The sequence below is a fragment of the Devosia sp. genome, assembly GCF_028290435.1.
GTDB lineage: Bacteria > Pseudomonadota > Alphaproteobacteria > Rhizobiales > Devosiaceae > Devosia.
Genome location: NZ_JAQGJV010000020.1, coordinates 55653 through 70850, shown reverse-complemented (window position 1 = coordinate 70850; position 15198 = coordinate 55653). Strand labels below are relative to the sequence as shown.

Sequence of the window (15198 nt, the reverse complement as noted above, 5' to 3'; positions counted from 1 at the left end):
GACGAACGTCGCGCTGGCCCAGGGATCGCGCGACCGCATTCCCCTCCCACCAAACTCCCCACGGCCGTTCGTCGCGAACCCGCAGCCATTGTGGAGATATCGGGGGTGATTATGCGGGAGGATTTGGGGGTGAGGACAAGGGGAATAAGCGCTGAACGTTGGCTCCCCTCCCCCTTGAGGAGAGGGGTGGGGGTGGGGGGAACGTTCCGCGGGAGTGGCGATCAATTCCGGTCGGGCTCCACTCCTGTTGCGACCTCCCCCCACCCTGGCCCTCCCCTCAAGGGGGAGGGGACGATGGAGTCGATAGACTGGGGCTAAACGACACCCCCGCGGGGATGGGGGAGAGATCAGGGTTAAACAATACCCCGCTCGGCCTCCCCCTGGGAGGGGGAGGAGGTCGCTCAACTCATGGGGCCCGATCCAGTTCAACCCACTGGCAGACTCCTCCCCCCTCCAGGGGGAGGTTGGGTGGGGGTGACGCCGAGTGGGTGGAAGCCCTGTTGAAGCGCGACTTTTGATTTTGGAGTGCTGGACACTTGAAATTGGAGCGACCATCAGCTCAGCGAAGGCTTGGCGTAGCCAGGGCAAGCTGTGGTGCAGCGGCTAGTGCTAGTCGGCAACCACGCGAAACACCAGCAAAGGTGTCACGCCGTAACAATAGCCGGGCCTACCAAGCATATTACGGGTTATCGGCGCGATGATCCCTACCATCTTGGCAGCTATCTCTTCGCCTTGTCCCCAGTCGACTTCCCCTGACTGGCCCGGGGTGTCGGGCTGCGCATCCAATATCCCGAGAATGTTCCACTCGCCGGGAATTTCCGCACCGTACTTGAGGACAATATCGCTGGCCTCGAACGTCATACCCTCGCGACTCAAGCTGCACCAGGTGGGGGTGTTCCCGCTCAATCTGGCCTGAATTGTGTGGGGAAGAATCGTGATCAAGTCGAAAAAGAGATCAATGCCGCCCTGTACGGCTTTTTGGGCCTCTTCGGCAGCTTTCCGCGCTAGCAGCAGCTCGGAATTGTTCCGTTGGCCCTTTGCAATTGGCGGTAATTTATTTTGAGATTCGGCGCCGTTTGTCATCAGTTTTTTGACGGAAGGCAGACGCCAAGTCTTCTCCATCAATCGAAGATCGGAGAGGCTCAGAGAACCGCTGGCCAAAACGAATTGGCCGATTTGTGCCTTGCTAATGTCGCGTTGAATTTTCCCTGCCTCGTCCAGGTAATCCAAAAGCACTCGCGCATTTGCCCATGTTGGGTCGTAAACGCGCTGGCTCTCCTTACCGAACTCATCTGAGGCAGCTTTGGTTGTCTCCCCGCTAACTATGCCAAGAGTTCCTGTGGTCTTGTCACCTTCATCTCTAACCCTGGTAATATGAGCGGATTGTGCAATCTGAGTTAGGTGGCCAGAGCTGTCAAATTGGGCCAGAAATGACGCTACTCTTGGGGCGTCGTGATAGATAAAATCAAAGACGGAAACGGTGGTTTGTGCGTCGGGCCCCCCGGTCAATGTCTCGCTCTGTTTCTTCGACGCCACGTTCAATATCCCCCATTTTCTCTTCAAGTCGCTTGCCGCGTTCATGGCTTTGTTCATCTGACTTTTCGTCAGTATCGCTTGGCCCAGTTGAGGGTCCATGTGGCTTATTTTGTCGACTTCGTGTCATGCGTTTCCAACGTACGCTGCAGAAGCGGCGAATGGCGGACGAGACTAAGCAGATGCCTGAAAACATGTCGAGTCACCGTCTGATAGTCTGAATAATCAGCTCTTGAGCCGCACGCACATTGTTCCCCCCTGCCACAGTGTAGGTCAACTCAACCATTCGCATGTCGAATTCACTGAACACATCTCTCACTTCAGGGCGGTCATTTATAGACAGGATGAACCGCCCTCGAAGCCCCTTTAAAACCGCTGCCATCTCGGCGAACTCATCTCGGCCAAACATGCCGGCTCCATAGTCGGTCTCATTGCCCCAGTACGGAGGGTCGAGGTAAAACAGCGTCTCGGACCGGTCGTAGCGCTCGATCAGCTTCTGCCATGGCAGGCTCTCGATAATCACGCCAGCGAGACGCTGGTGGACGTCGTCGAGTAGCGGCGCCAGGGTGGTGAGGTTGAAGCTACTACTGCGGCCGACGCTGACCCCGAAATTGCGGCCCGAAACTTTGCCGCCGAAGGCCAGGCGCTGGAGGTAGAGGAACCGCGCGGCGCGTTCCAGGTCGGTCAGCGTGGCGGGATCACAGGCCTTCAGGCGCTCGAACTCATGCCGGCTGGTGATCTGGAAACGCAGCGTATCCATGAACTGCGGATAGTGGCGCTGCAGGATGCGGAACAGGTTGGCGACGTCGCCCGACAGGTCATTGATCACTTCGGCCTTGGGTGCGAGCCGGCGCTTCAGGAACACGCCGCCCATGCCCATGAACACCTCGACATAGGTGGTATGAGGGATGGTCTCGATGAGCGCGGTGATGCGCTTGGAGAGGTTGCGTTTGCCGCCGATATAAGCCGCAGGGGTGGCGACTGGTTGAACGGGCCGGAAAGCTTGGTCATTCACAGTTTGTTTCTCGCGATCTGGTTCAATCCGCTGGCCCTCGCAAGAGGGCGGCGGGTGTACATCTTGTCGGTGAAGCTTTGCATCGGATGTCCTCGTTAGGGTTTGGTCGAGCCGTACAGCACCCAGCTGGCCGCAGTGCCGCCCGCGTTGGCTTCAACCACCGCCCCGCAGAAGGACCAGCGGCCAAAGCTCTGAGCATGGTTGAGTTCATGATGCAGGCTCGCCCCCGAGGCAGCGGCAAATGCCGCGGCGCCGGTGCTCACCTGCAGCAGCGAGAAATTGGCGCCGACTGGTGCGTTGGCCGGCAGCGTCACGGCGACAGCCGACGCGGTGGCGAGGCGCACGGTGTTGGAATAGTGCGTCGGCCCGATCGTGAAGGCGGCGGTTTCGGCGACGAACGTGGCCTCGGAAATCGCAGTCGCCCAGATGCTGCCGGTGAACCAGACCAGCAGGCCGCTTTCGCTCGCAAGGCTCGCCAGCATGCCACGCGAGGCCAGCACGCGCTTGCCCTGGGCATCCTTGCCGGGCGGCGTCGCCAGCGTGTTCGAGCGGCCCAGCATGGGCAGGCCATTGATGATCGCCTCGGCATTGGCCGGATCGGCCATGTGCAGGGTGATGAAGCGGTCGCGCTGCGAGCTGACGCCCACGCGCCTGTCGGCGATGGCCTTGTCGACGAAGGCGGCGGCGGTCTTTTTGGTGCCGTCCTCGACCAGGCCGTTGAGCGTGTTGGTGACCTCTGTCAGCTCGTTCTGCAGCGCCACGATGGTCTTGGCATCCCCGCCACCCGCCGCGAGCTGGGTCACCGCCGCCAGGATCGCCTCGGCCTTGGCGCCTTCGGGCAGGCCCGCGACCTTGGCGATCGGCATGAGCTGGGCCTGCAGCGCCACCTGGTGATTAGCCTGCTGGCTATGCAGGGTGGTGATGGCGGTCAGCAGCGTGTCTTCGCTGGTTTCGGTCGGCAGCTTGAGCGCAGTCAGCAGCTTGGCGAGCAGATCCATGTCGGTGGTCTCCGAATGCAGGGCGGTCAGGCCCTTGAAATTGGGTTTGTTGACCAGGCTGGCGCGCAGCACCGCGTCGATCGTGCCGGCCTTGTCATGCAGGATGACGGGCGACAGCCCGCGATAGGCCCGGCCTGCAACCAGGCGCCGGCCCTCGTCGGTCCATTCGGCCTTGCCCCAGACGCCATCGGCGCGGCTCTGCAGCTCGACGATCCAGCCCATGGCCGGCGCCGGCATGCCCTTGGGCGCGGCCAGATCGGTGGAGTGGTTTTCGTCGATCACCAGGCGCTCGCCGGCCTGCAGCGATTTGGCCATCAACGCAGCAACGTCACGCACCTGATAGGGCCCGCGGCCATCGCCGGTGCGGATCTGGCCTGCCGGCAGCAGATGCACCCAATCGGGCGCCGCAGCACTATCGCCCGGCAGGCCGAGCGCCGCGCAGAGCGCGACCAGGCCTGCTGGCGTAACCTCGGCGCAAAGGGCGATTTGTTGGTGATTGACGCTGAGTTCCATGCCGGACACACTGCCAGCAGGGACAAGACTGATGCACCGGTGACACCTGTCACCCGCAGCACAGCGGGGGGCAGTTGCTGCAGTGGTTAGGAAAACAAAGCAAGTCGCACACGTCTATCACCTTGAGTGCCGAATTCAGGGCGTACCGGCGCAAGAGTTGACCCGCGTTGAAGCTATGCGATGGATCGATGGGGAAATGGAGTTCTGGGGCTCCACCGGCATCTCCGGGGAACTTACGTTCAGAGGATATACGCGCAGCTCAGGTGGCGCCCAGCCCGCCGATCTGTCAGGCGCTTACAGCTCTCGGCTCTCTCGTATAAGGAACGATCTTGCCGAGAACGCTGGACCTAATAAGTCTCAACTGTTTGAAGAGATGCTAATCGATGCGGCGAATTTGCAATGGGTAATCGGCTCAGGTGCTTTTGGACCGGTCATCAAGACGATCCACAGCCGTAACCCAAATGCAGGTTTGCGCTTAGCCTGTGCTTTTTCTCGCGCTCTGTTGAATGTCAATCCGATTGTTCAAGACGAGCTGGCCGAGTTGCAAGGCTTGGCGCTGATGGCGCCGGGAATGCAAGAAACGCTGGACTTGGTCTCGACCCGTTCGATGCGGCTGGAGATGGATGTAAGCACCGTCCAAAGCCGCGAGGCGGCGCAAACGGCCAAGGCCGAACTCGGTCGACTTGAGGAGCTGGTATCCGGCAAGCGGAAAGAGATTGAAATCCTGCACCAAGTTTATCACGAAAAGCTAAAGCTCGAAGCGCCGGCCAAATATTGGGCGGACACCGCGTCTCGGGCTGGTTCACTCGGTTGGGCAGCACTGGCCGTGTTCGCCGCCATGATCATTATGCCTCTCTGGTTGGCACAGCAAAATTGGGCGGCAATCGACCACTTCCTACAGGAATTGATTAAGCCGCAGCTGGCCAGACCTTCGCGGTCACGCCGCTCGTCGCCATCACTGTTCCTGTGCTCGCGTACGGGTGGCTCCTGCGCCATGTGAGCCGACTATTTATCCAGAACCTCGCCCTCGCCGACGATGCCTCCTACCGCCGGGTCATGACCATGACCTTCCTCGGCCTCAATGCTGACAAGAGCGCTGCAATTACTGATGTTGAGCGCGCCTTGATCCTGAATGCATTGTTCCGTCCCGCGCCCCCATCAACCAGCGACGAAGGCCCACCCAGCGGACTGCTTGATTTGATCAAGGGCGGTAAGTAGGCGAGAGTATTCAGCCTCGCCCAAAGTCGCGTGCTTAGTGGTCCAGTTTGCATTTTAGCCGCCTGCGAATCCCACCTCACTTGATCGCCGCGGCTCGTCAACTTTATGGCGCCACGGATCACAGATCATAGCTGATGTAGTTGATAGCAACCGACATGCTCATCTGATCCACGGAGTCCCGGAAATAACCTCCGATATCGAGACCGTTGTCGATGCTCGGGAAAGGAATGGCTGCTCTTGAGACGAAAGACCAGTTCGCTGATGACAGGAGGAGAGAGAACATTCCGCGCAAAACAGGCTTGCAAACTGAGTTTAGGAACCAGTTGATGATATTGTCCGCGAACCCCAGCGGCGTTTTAATAGTGAAGGCGAAATCAACTGCGGCCGTGCTACCGAATTCACCGACGAAACTCAGATTTCCGCTGCTGACATCGGCCGCAAGCGAGCCGTAATATTCGGGATTGAAGGACGAATCGGCGCTCCCGGATGCGACGTCGGTCCGCAGTTTTCCGATCTTTAAGTCGACGTCGAGTTCAGCATGGGAGCGGAAAGACGTTCCGACTTTGACGGAAGGACCATGCTCGCCCCAAGCCATGTCCACATAAGGATCAACTTCAAGTCGAAGCAGGTGACGCACAACGAACGGACCAATGCGATAGCTATCCCCCGTACTGAACAGTCCGTCTCTTCCCTTTTTCAGCGTCTCGATAGGATCGAACAGCACTTGGGTGGCGCCTTTGGGCACATAAGCATAGATTGTCCCCGCATTCGGAAGTACCGGATTGTCCTCATACGCCCTGAAAATCTTTGGCCCGAGATTATTGAGCCGCACTTTCCCGGAGTTCGATCCAGGAGCGTTAGGAGATGCAACCGAATAGATACTGTCTTTCACCATCTCCAAGGAACAGGGAGTCGGCTCTAGTTTCTCGAAAAAATCGGGAGCGAAACAGACGATCTCCTCCGTAGCGGACACCGTCAGCCCTTTTACATTGAACGACCCCGACATCTTCAGACCGGGAAAAAGAGCGCTTAGGTCGAAAATTGAAATGCCACCGAAAGCATCCGATACGTACATACCTCCAAGTGTGTGACCGAGGAACATTTCGGTTACGTTGGTGAAGTCATCCAAGTTGGCTTGGGTCCACCCATGCTGAAGCAGGTAGTCGAGATGGGATTGACGATACGGATCGGTTCGATCAGGCGGGTTTGCCCGGTAGGTTTGATCCTGCGTTGGGGTAAGCAGGATTTTTCCGTCGACCACGTTGATCTCGAAATTGATCTCGGCGTACTCGATCAGATAACTCGAAATTTTTCCTAGACCCGCTGCAGTCTTTAAGGAAACCGTGACCGTTATATTTCGCGCTCGCATCTTGGTGAGTTGGTTCGGCGGAAAGAACTCGAAACGACTGGTGCTGGCGTCAAACTCGACGTCCGCCATTAGCTCAGCCAGCGGTGTGAACAGGTCCGTCAACGTCACTGACTGCAAAGATTGCTCAGCTGCATCTTTCGCCAGCCGGAACCATTCTTGTTTGTCGAAGCTAAGTGTGATTCTATCGCCAAATTCTGCCGCAACTGCCTCGTGTATTTCTTTTAGTGACATCAAAAATCCTCCCTCTGTATTCAGTGTAAGAGTGGCAGATATTCAAAAGACTCTCAATACTGGCCAAGTTATTGAAATTCCTTGTCTCAGCCTAAGATACTCGACATCGAACCGGGCATTAACGAGCTGGTCGTAACGGCGATGGGACGAAGATTGACCGCCGAAGCTGGGATATGAGGCACGAGCGCTGCTCTGTCTTCATATCCGGAAGGAAACAGGAACGACGTCGCCGCCTGTGTTAGGCGCACGGTGGCTACCAGACGGTCATTTGATGAAACTATGCCCGCTACATGTGCAAGTCAGGTAGGTGACCTTTCTAAGCCCTTCGAAGAGCCTTCAAAAGCTGCCCACGGCAGCGCCGGGAAGCACTAACGTGACGTGAAGCATGTTTTTCGTGGAATAAGCCGGCCGCAGCGCCGCCGGTCGCCGACGAGCCCCCAGACCTCCGCCACTTTTACCTGCAGTGCTGCGGCTCGTGCCACCGCGTCGTACTATCGCGGCAAGCGCATCTCGAACTTCGTCTTGAACCCGCTCCTGCCCCCGATGCCCACGGCTGCCGGCACCACTGTGGCCCGCCCAGCGCCGGTGACTTCATCGTCGCCATCGCCCAAGGTCGCTCGCTCATGGTTCGATCCATCGAATAGTGCCATTGCCGTTCGCTATCGGACTCGACATTTGTTCTCTTTATGTTCTATTTTGTCCTTGCGTTTGGAAGGAGAGATCAGATGGGATGGAAGCGCTGGGACTTAGGCGATCGCTCGATCTAGGACGCCGCCGAACAGCTGATCGATAGCTACGAGGCCGCCGTCTTTCCGCGCATGGAAGGGCCCAGCTGGTCGGCCGCAGCGGTCTATGTCGACGCCGGCAGCGAGGAAGGTGAGAAATCCACTATCTGGCTGTCACCAAAAGCAGTCGAGCTCATGAAGCCACTGCCGGTATTCGTTGACTGCGACGGACCGCGGCCCGACGAAGTCGAGATGTTCCTCGGTGCCGGCGACGATTTCGACCCGGTAACTGTGGAGCTGCCCGACGACCTGCGGCCCCAGGTGCTGTACCCCGCGGTCATCCTGCACTGGATCGCCCAAGAGATCGGCAAGACGCAAGACGCCGTGACATACGAGACCCTGGCCGAGTTTCCGTTGAGAGCTAGAAATGGAACGCAGAGAGAAACCGGCCACACCGCCGCAGAAACTGATCGTGCTGCTGGCATTTGACAAGGGGGAAGACGGCGAGTTGCTGCCCTCCTTCGAGCCGCGCGAGATCCGCGACGAGGCCAGCGCCATACGTACGGCCAAGGAGATGGCCCGGCGCCATGTCGGTGTCATCACCTGGACCCGCACGGCCGACTTGGTGAATGGCGTCTTCGGCGAGCCGATAGTGCTGTTCCAGCACGGCGATGTGCCGGAGCTGGAGTGAGTGCGACCGCGATTTCTTCTGACGGTCGATGAGCCCGACGAGCGCTTGATCGTGCTCGTCGTCCGCACCGACGACTCCGGAGTGACGACGGGTCGGTTGACGCCGCCAGCTTGGGAGGAGCTGGCCCCTGGCTGGGACGGGCCCCATCCATGGACGTTGCCGTGCCGCTCGCCGACAGCTATGCGACGGCTTTCGGGTATTACGCCATCGCCATCGAAATCGAGAGCAGCCAACTGTGGCGGGCGGAATGGGGTGTGTTGGCTTCACACCTGGATTAGCACTGGCGAAGCGTCGGCGCCAAGTAGATCCAGTTAGGGTGGCCGCTTCCGACCCCGATGCGGTCGTTCGTGGCAGCTCAGCGCCCCATTTCGACCGTTTAGGAACGCTCCGCTCTTCACCTACGTTTTAGTTTCATTGCGCCACGGTCCGCCCACCATTGCCGAGGACCGATGAGCAATTCGCCGGATTTCCTCCGGGGCGGCAGTCCCTATAAAGATCCGGATTGGCCTTACTATTATCCATTGTCGCAAGATTTCTCAGCACAATAGTGATTTTGTTTCCCGCTGAATTGTCAGTGACGAACTCATTGCTGGCATCTATTCCAAGAAGGCCGCCCACACCCAAAGGGGTATCCTTGGTGGAAAGTCCAGCCTTGGCGGTATTTGTTGCCTTGGAACTTACATTAAATTCGACTGTAACAGTCTCGACAGCAAGTCCAAATCGGTCTCTTGAAGCTGTTCTTTGTCGAAGTGCGTTGAGGCTGTCTGCAGTATCTATTAAGGCGGCCTGCAAACTAATAGTTGGGGTTGGTGATGCGCGTTGGGTTGTGCAAGCTGCAAGAGAATACGCCGCAATAATGGCAAGACAAGCTGACATGATTTTCATGATGACGCTCCATAAAATTTACTTTTAGGAGTGAATTATTAAATTCAATTTATGTCAAGTGAGGTGCACTGGGTTACGTATGTGCTCCGATTCACGCCGCTTGATGAGTAGTTCGATCCGGCATTCCCTGGTGCCATTCGTGCCGACGAAGATGCCTCAATATTCCGGTGCGCAAATGCTACGGCCGACTTAGGTTAGAAGAGCCGTGGGGACAACATTACCGAACCAAGAGCGTTGGTCGGTCGATCACCCCAAAGCGGTCGTTCTGCTTCCCACCCCTTATATGACCTTCGGTAACTCATCCCACCTGGTCGTATATCTTGGCGACCGCATCTCAAACTTCGTCGCCCATTTGACCTTCGTCCCGATCGCGGCCGGCACCACCGTGCCGCGGCCGAACCGCGCATTGGCCGCATCCATTGCCGCCATCACTCTTGCCGCGCGCTCATGGTTCAGCCCATCAAACAGCGCGAGCTGGGGGATCGGCGGCGCCACCAGGTCCTGCGTGATGATGCCAGCCTTGGAATAGCGAAAGCCCGACCGCCAAAGCTGGTCGACGGCTCGACGAGCCGATTTGATCAGCTGCAGCGTGTCATTGGTCGCCTCGGGAATATCGACCGTCATGGACACATTGCGCTGCGGCTCGTCGTCATCGAACTGGCTGGTATGCATGAAGACCGTCACGTGATCGGTGGCGAGACCATGCCGGCGCAGCTTTTCGCCCAGGCGCGTCGCATAGCTGGCGACCGCCTGCTCCATCTCTACCTTAGACGTGACCCGCTGCCCGAAGGAACGGGTCTCCAGTTTGGCGTCGAACACCCGCTCGCAGGAGCAGTAAAACGAATTGCCGTCGATCAGCGCCAAGGCGCTCATTTCTTGAGGTCGCGGATCGTGGCGGTAACGACACCCCAGATTGAAACCTCCGTCCCCTCGGCGATCATAAACACCGGCAGCCTGGTGTTCTCGTTGTGCAGCACCATCACCCCGCCGCGGCGGTTGATGCGCTTCAGCGTCGCCTCGCCATCAATGACCGCCAGCACAATGCTGCGATGCTTGGGGGTGAGACTACGGTCCACGACGACGACATCGCCGGGGAATATCTTCACGTCGATCATGCAGTCGCCCACCACCTTCCACAGGTAGGTGGCGGCCGGGTTTTGCACCAGCACCTCGTTGAGGTCGATCATGTCTTCGATGAAGTCGTCGGCCGGGCTGGGAAAGCCCGCGTGCACGAGTTGGCCAACCAGGGGAATTTTCACCGAGGTCAGGATAGCGACCGTTACCGGGACAGCCAGGGCTGGGAAGACGATCGGCATGCGGTCCCTCATCATCAGAGGGACCGACTCATAGCATCGGGAACGAAGTGAGAACAGTCACGTTTGAGCCTAGATGGGCGTAACGACCGGCAGTACTGCCGCGATCGCTGCAGCCATCTTGGGTGCGTTTCCATTCCGCAAGGCGCGCACGATCCAGCTCTCGAACAAGTTCATGCTGGTGTCCTTGGCCTTGCAGGCTATCGCCATCAACCCCTTGTTGTCGTACCAGGCCAGCAAGGTGGGGGCATCCTTGGCGGCGACAGCTGCCGTTATCGCATTGCGGACCTCCTCCGCCAGTGCATTGATGTCGAGGGAAGCGGTCTTGGTGGTATAGTCGGCAGCTAGCGCCGCCACATCCGCCGCCTTGCTGAGATCGATATTTTTCAGCACCCGGTCGATGCGGCGTCGGCAGTATCGCAAGACAATGGGTTCATAGTTGCCGGGCAAGCCAGCCTGAGCAAAAAGTTCGTCCAGAACCGCCTGCGCTTTGGCGTTCAAGGGCCCACCCGTATAACCATTATCTTCTGCAATTGCCCTGACAACAGAAGGTAAGAGGAACAAGTTCTCGATTTCGGAAACCGGCAAAACCTCGATGCCCTTCCCCTTGAAAAAGGCGATCTCGCCTGCGCTATATGCATCGGCATCGACGATGCCCGAGCAAGTAACTCGCGTTAGGGATGGATTCGCGCGCATAGTCACCACAGCGTGGATCACCTCCTCGCATGATCCGCGAGGTACCACGGTCCACGTGGGATAACACGCGCGGTAGATGGCTCTATCCAGGCTGGTCCCGACGCCCTCGACAAACAGAATTGGCCTGCGACTGCCCAGAATTAGGGTAGCCAGCTGCTCGCTGAACCCCGTGTCTTCGGGTACCTTTTCCAGGGCCCAGCCGTTGGTGGGATCATAGTCCCGCAAGACCCATTTCTCGCCCTCACGCGACGCGACGAACTCCAGATCATGAGAAATGAACACTAGCGCACAATCGGGCCGTGCTGCCTCCAGTTCGTCCCACAAACGAGACATGATGGAGCGATGAATGTGCAGTTCCGGCTCGTCAAATATTAGAAGACTGTCCGGCGCAGCCGCTAGCGTCTGACCTATGAGGTAGAAAATCGCGCGCTCACCGTCGCTCATGTCGTTAGCAGGATATTGCGGGGCCCCACTTGCGACGCTCACTTTGATGTCGTCTCCGCTCACCTCCAAATGCCGGTGCGGCAGAATACGCGACCAGATATCCAAGAGCGCCTGGAATTTGGTACGCTTTAGCGGCGCGTGATTTTGGGCGTGGACGTTTTTGTGTGTTTCAAGTGCAATGTTGGATTGCTCTGCAAACAGAAGTTGAACCAAAAAGTCGTAGTCATTCAGCAATATGGTGGCCGCCTGACTTCTCCACCTGCTCCCTTTTCGTTGGCTTACTTCGTAGTCGACATTCCCGTAGGCTAGTCCGCGTGTGGCTTTTTCCTGACTGATCTTATTGATACTTGGGTTCAGAGTTAGCGAACGATGCGCGGATATTCGGTGGGCCCGTGCCAGCAGGCTGTCCTCAATATGAACGGCAAGCCTTGTCTTTCCCCCGCCATTTGCACCCACGAACAGTAGCGATGAGCCGGGCTCAACAGAGAACTTGGTCTCCCCATTGGGTGTAGGCACCCCAAACTCAAAACTCATTCCGCACCCTTACAATGTTCCGTTCGCCAGCTTAGCAAAGAGCCGCGCAATATCTAGCCACGTAACGGTCGTAACGCCTTCAGACGGCTGAAATAACTAGAAGTCCCCACCAAGAGGCGATGGCGATGAGAATGGGTCTTCCAAGGCCTGCATTTCCTTCAACAATTGACGAAACTCTGCTGCTTCGGCCTTCGTGGGGACGACCATGCTTGGCAGAGATCGAAAAGAATTGGCTATCTGTCGCCGGCTCAAGGTGTCGAAAACGGCAAAGTCAGTAGAGATTTCGTACTGCATCGAGCCATTCTCATGATTTATTCTTCCGTAGCCTGGAGCGAAGGCAATGGAGCCTTTCACCTTTGCAACCTCATGCTTAGCCAGGGACATTCTTAACAGTTCCATCCACCGGAATGGGCGCTCAGTTTTCAGCAGGTCGTTTCTGAGCGCCAACACCACACGAGGATCATCCTTGAGTTCCTGAAGCTGCGCCGCGAACCTCTCGCGTCCGTAATGCTTGTAGCTGAGCGGCTGTCGGTACTTATCGATCATTTGATCCAAGACAAGATTGTCGCGCCATTTGATCATATTGTCTGCTCGCTCACGCCAAGTCCGAAGAAGCTCGTAAAGCGCAAAAATCCACATTTGGGTTTGTGCCTGCAAAAAGAAGGCTGAAGCCGGCGTGCCGTCCCCCTCGATGAGTTCGCGCAAGACCTGGGTCTCAATGGCATTGAGAAAGTTGTCGATGGCGCCGATGTTATTTGCCTGCATCGACAGGTACATGTCGTCTCCAAGCATCTTTAATCCCATCAGAGCCTGAGCCAGATCACCTGGCCCGAATAGCGCCTCGACCGGAGCTTCTTCTTCGTCGGGCCATTCGTTCTCGGTCATAATCGCCATCCTCTCTCGTCTGCAGGAGCTAGCATCAGTCAACTGCAAAGCAAAGTCAGCGCCGCAGCTGTTCCCACACCGCTCCCGCATTGCCCGAAAAGCCTTCGTCCGGCGCGATCGCCAGCCGGGGATCGTCATCCTTCGTCACAACCCACCCATACCGCACCAGATCCCGCCCGCTGACGATCTGCGGCTCACACCGGCAATTGAACCCGTTCGGCGGCCAGTGGGTCAGCCACCAGGGGTTATCGACCGGCAGGATCACGCCATGCCATTCGGCGTGGCTCTCGCGCACGCGATGATCGCCGGCCGTCAGGTACCGGAAATAATACTGCACGCCCGGCCGCGCCCGCTGCAGCCGCTGCCCCTGTTCCCACCTTCCGGCGGCCCTGGCGCCGAACACTTCCATCCGCCAGATCAGGTTGCTGTGCCAATCGGCCCGCTCGATAGTCATCGCTGCGGGCATAGTCGTCGGCATGATAGGGCCGCTCCGTCATGCGCCCCTCGGCCGGCCGGGTGGCCTCGCCGGCGCCGCGATAGTCGTATTCCATGGCGCCCTGCAGGCTGGCGAACCACAGCAGCAGTCCGGCGATGGCCGTATCGCCATGGCGATCAAGCCCATCGGCGCCTTTGAAGCGGAAATCGTCGGGCACCTTGATGACGCCGCCGACATAGGCCAGCGCCTGGTGATCGCGCAGCACGTCTTCGTCGCGCGGCAGCAGGATGGTGCGATCGGCAAAAGCCTCGACATAGGGCACGGAATTGACCCGGTACCATTCGTGGCTGGCTGGCATGGGTCGCGCCCAGGCCACCCGCGTAGCTGTCGGCAAAGGTCTGCGCGAAACTGCGGCCGTTACAGACCCCGCCCGTCCGCCCCGGCCGCGCATTGTGGCGCACGATTTCCCGATGCACCAAGGCGCGGAATTGGTCGATCGGGATGGCCCTTGAGCCGTAATTTTCGGGCTTGGCGTCGATATTGTTGCCCGTATAGGCGCCGGCGCATTCGGGGTGGCGGGCGATCTCCTCGCACAGGTCGCGCCAGGCGCGCTCGATCGGCTTGGCCTGCCCATGATAGGGCGTGGTCCAATGCACCTTGATGCCCAATTCGGTCAGGATGCCGGAGGGCTCGTCATCGCGCACGGTGAAGCGATACCGGGTCTTCATGCCGCCTGTGAGCCACTTGCTGGCAAAGGCGCGACCGTTGTCCAGCCAGCATTGCTGGGGAATGCCGAACCGGGTGACGACATCGGCAAAAGCCAGGCGCACCGCGGTCCAGTTTTCGGTTTCGCCCACGCGCCAGCCCAGGATCAGGCCGCTCGCCAAGTCCTGTACGCCCACCATCGTCGGGCGGCCGATCGTGCCGTCCTCGAAGCGGCAGAACACGTCGAACATGTGACCATCGGCATTGACCGCTTCCATTGCGGCAAATCCCGACCGATCGCGGCTTTGATGCGGATAGAGCCGCGCGGCGGCCTCGCGGCCATTGCGTGCCAGGGTGCGAACAGCTGCCGGTATGGTCTTTTCGAGCCGGCGTTGCAGGGTCTTTGAAGCCGGGATCGGGGCCCAGCCATGCTCGGCCGCGGCTTCCATCATCCGGCGCAGGCAGGCATTGAAGCTGGGCTGCTCGGCGCGCAAATAATCGGCGACAAGGAAATCCCAGGCGCGTGGGTCGCATTCGACCGTGGCCGTTCGCCCCTTGTGGCGCGGCGCCAGCGCCGCCAGCCAATGGGCCCGCGGCACGACGTCAACCAGCTTGCACCAACCCCACAGGGTTGAGGGCGACACCTCGGCGCGCCGTGCGACCAGCGCCACGGCATCTCCGGCTTTCATGCCACCCGCCTTGAGCTGGCCAACCTGGTCCAGCACCGAAAGGCGCACGCGCGCTTCGCTTTTGGTCTTTTCCGGCAGGGCTTCAAACAGCGCCCAGGCGCTATCGGACCGCTCGGCCGCCACAACCTGCAGGCCCGGCATCGCGGCCTTGGCGGATCGCACCGCCAGAGCCGCCTGGGCTTCGGCCGGCAGCAGTTTGGCATGGTATTCCCAACCGCGCTCGCCTTCACGGGCGAACGGACTATCCCGCCAGCCATCACGAGCCACCAGCCGCGAGAGGGCGCCCTTGTCGCCTGGCAGGCCGGGCAGTCTCGCTTC

Annotated in this window: 16 protein-coding genes and 2 pseudogenes; 5 read left to right on the top strand and 13 right to left on the bottom strand. The window is 58.9% G+C overall.

Going from position 1 to position 15198, the window contains the following annotated elements; all coding sequences use genetic code 11:
* Positions 1-609: 609 nt before the first annotated feature.
* From JWP26_RS06000 to JWP26_RS05990, 3 genes are all read right to left on the bottom strand, one after another.
* On the bottom strand, positions 610-1593 hold the full coding sequence (locus JWP26_RS06000) for a hypothetical protein (RefSeq protein ID WP_299724694.1): 984 nt from the start codon (positions 1591-1593) through the stop codon (positions 610-612).
* 142 nt (positions 1594-1735) lie between these two features.
* The gene (locus JWP26_RS05995) at positions 1736-2548 is read right to left on the bottom strand and encodes a DNA adenine methylase (protein WP_299724692.1); all 813 of its coding nucleotides are present in this window, start codon (positions 2546-2548) and stop codon (positions 1736-1738) included.
* Positions 2549-2643: 95 nt separating this feature from the next.
* Positions 2644-4059, bottom strand: a complete 1416-nt coding sequence (locus tag JWP26_RS05990; protein ID WP_299724690.1) for a phage protease — start codon at positions 4057-4059, stop codon at positions 2644-2646.
* A 157-nt stretch (positions 4060-4216) separates the two neighbouring features.
* Here JWP26_RS05990 and JWP26_RS05985 point away from each other — a divergent pair, with 157 nt between their 5' ends.
* Positions 4217-5059 carry a DUF6161 domain-containing protein gene (locus JWP26_RS05985; protein WP_299724688.1) on the top strand — a complete coding sequence of 281 codons (843 nt, stop codon included), beginning with the start codon at positions 4217-4219 and terminating at the stop codon, positions 5057-5059.
* Entirely contained in the window at positions 5056-5277 is a 222-nt protein-coding gene (locus JWP26_RS05980) for a hypothetical protein (RefSeq protein ID WP_299724686.1), read from the top strand. Before JWP26_RS05985 ends, JWP26_RS05980 begins: the two co-directional genes overlap by 4 nt.
* Before the next feature lie 118 nt (positions 5278-5395).
* Here JWP26_RS05980 and JWP26_RS05975 read toward each other — a convergent pair whose 3' ends face one another.
* A complete protein-coding gene (locus tag JWP26_RS05975; protein WP_299724684.1) occupies positions 5396-6877 on the bottom strand; it encodes a hypothetical protein in 1482 nt (493 codons plus the stop codon).
* Positions 6878-7368: 491 nt separating this feature from the next.
* Positions 7369-7527 carry a hypothetical protein gene (locus JWP26_RS05970; protein ID WP_299724682.1) on the bottom strand — a complete coding sequence of 53 codons (159 nt, stop codon included), beginning with the start codon at positions 7525-7527 and terminating at the stop codon, positions 7369-7371.
* Positions 7528-7695: 168 nt separating this feature from the next.
* On the opposite strand from JWP26_RS05970, the gene JWP26_RS05965 reads away from it, so the two are divergent.
* From JWP26_RS05965 to JWP26_RS05955, 3 genes are all read left to right on the top strand, one after another.
* Complete coding sequence (locus JWP26_RS05965) at positions 7696-8091, top strand: hypothetical protein (RefSeq protein WP_299724680.1); 396 nt, start codon at positions 7696-7698, stop codon at positions 8089-8091.
* The gene (locus JWP26_RS05960) at positions 8075-8293 is read left to right on the top strand and encodes a hypothetical protein (protein ID WP_299724678.1); all 219 of its coding nucleotides are present in this window, start codon (positions 8075-8077) and stop codon (positions 8291-8293) included. The genes JWP26_RS05965 and JWP26_RS05960 overlap by 17 nt, the downstream gene beginning before the upstream one ends.
* Before the next feature lie 149 nt (positions 8294-8442).
* Positions 8443-8571: a hypothetical protein gene (locus JWP26_RS05955; protein ID WP_299724676.1), complete on the top strand. Its 129-nt coding sequence runs from the start codon at positions 8443-8445 to the stop codon at positions 8569-8571.
* A gap of 133 nt (positions 8572-8704) precedes the next feature.
* Here JWP26_RS05955 and JWP26_RS05950 read toward each other — a convergent pair whose 3' ends face one another.
* The 8 genes and pseudogenes from JWP26_RS05950 to JWP26_RS05915 form a co-directional block, all read right to left on the bottom strand.
* Positions 8705-9178: a hypothetical protein gene (locus tag JWP26_RS05950; RefSeq protein ID WP_299724674.1), complete on the bottom strand. Its 474-nt coding sequence runs from the start codon at positions 9176-9178 to the stop codon at positions 8705-8707.
* A 279-nt stretch (positions 9179-9457) separates the two neighbouring features.
* Positions 9458-10042, bottom strand: coding sequence for a DUF4113 domain-containing protein (locus JWP26_RS05945; RefSeq protein WP_367184078.1), 585 nt, complete (start codon positions 10040-10042; stop codon positions 9458-9460).
* Between the two features lie 5 nt (positions 10043-10047).
* Complete coding sequence (locus tag JWP26_RS05940) at positions 10048-10494, bottom strand: LexA family transcriptional regulator (protein WP_299724672.1); 447 nt, start codon at positions 10492-10494, stop codon at positions 10048-10050.
* Positions 10495-10563: 69 nt separating this feature from the next.
* Positions 10564-12165, bottom strand: a complete 1602-nt coding sequence (locus JWP26_RS05935; RefSeq protein WP_299724670.1) for an AAA family ATPase — start codon at positions 12163-12165, stop codon at positions 10564-10566.
* A gap of 96 nt (positions 12166-12261) precedes the next feature.
* A complete protein-coding gene (locus JWP26_RS05930; protein WP_299724668.1) occupies positions 12262-13050 on the bottom strand; it encodes a hypothetical protein in 789 nt (262 codons plus the stop codon).
* A 55-nt stretch (positions 13051-13105) separates the two neighbouring features.
* Positions 13106-13528 (bottom strand): phage minor head protein, encoded by a 423-nt coding sequence (locus tag JWP26_RS05925; RefSeq protein ID WP_299724666.1) that lies wholly within the window; start codon positions 13526-13528, stop codon positions 13106-13108.
* 79 nt (positions 13529-13607) lie between these two features.
* Positions 13608-13802 (bottom strand): annotated as a pseudogene (locus tag JWP26_RS05920) (hypothetical protein); the annotation flags it as partial.
* A 73-nt stretch (positions 13803-13875) separates the two neighbouring features.
* Positions 13876-14880, bottom strand: a pseudogene (locus tag JWP26_RS05915) (transposase domain-containing protein); the annotation flags it as partial.
* Between the last annotated feature and the right edge of the window lie 318 nt (positions 14881-15198).

Bases quoted from the DNA above. Each gene is read 5' to 3' on its own strand.
- JWP26_RS05965 (WP_299724680.1), top strand. From the start codon at position 7,696: ATGGAAGGGCCCAGCTGGTCGGCCGCAGCGGTCTATGTCGACGCCGGC.
- JWP26_RS05925 (WP_299724666.1), bottom strand. From the start codon at position 13,528: ATGCCGACGACTATGCCCGCAGCGATGACTATCGAGCGGGCCGATTGG.
- JWP26_RS05990 (WP_299724690.1), bottom strand. From the start codon at position 4,059: ATGGAACTCAGCGTCAATCACCAACAAATCGCCCTTTGCGCCGAGGTT.
- JWP26_RS05935 (WP_299724670.1), bottom strand. From the start codon at position 12,165: ATGAGTTTTGAGTTTGGGGTGCCTACACCCAATGGGGAGACCAAGTTC.
- JWP26_RS05970 (WP_299724682.1), bottom strand. From the start codon at position 7,527: ATGGCACTATTCGATGGATCGAACCATGAGCGAGCGACCTTGGGCGAT.
- JWP26_RS06000 (WP_299724694.1), bottom strand. From the start codon at position 1,593: ATGAACAAAGCCATGAACGCGGCAAGCGACTTGAAGAGAAAATGGGGG.
- JWP26_RS05955 (WP_299724676.1), top strand. From the start codon at position 8,443: ATGGACGTTGCCGTGCCGCTCGCCGACAGCTATGCGACGGCTTTCGGG.
- JWP26_RS05975 (WP_299724684.1), bottom strand. From the start codon at position 6,877: ATGTCACTAAAAGAAATACACGAGGCAGTTGCGGCAGAATTTGGCGAT.
- JWP26_RS05930 (WP_299724668.1), bottom strand. From the start codon at position 13,050: ATGACCGAGAACGAATGGCCCGACGAAGAAGAAGCTCCGGTCGAGGCG.
- JWP26_RS05950 (WP_299724674.1), bottom strand. From the start codon at position 9,178: ATGAAAATCATGTCAGCTTGTCTTGCCATTATTGCGGCGTATTCTCTT.
- JWP26_RS05940 (WP_299724672.1), bottom strand. From the start codon at position 10,494: ATGCCGATCGTCTTCCCAGCCCTGGCTGTCCCGGTAACGGTCGCTATC.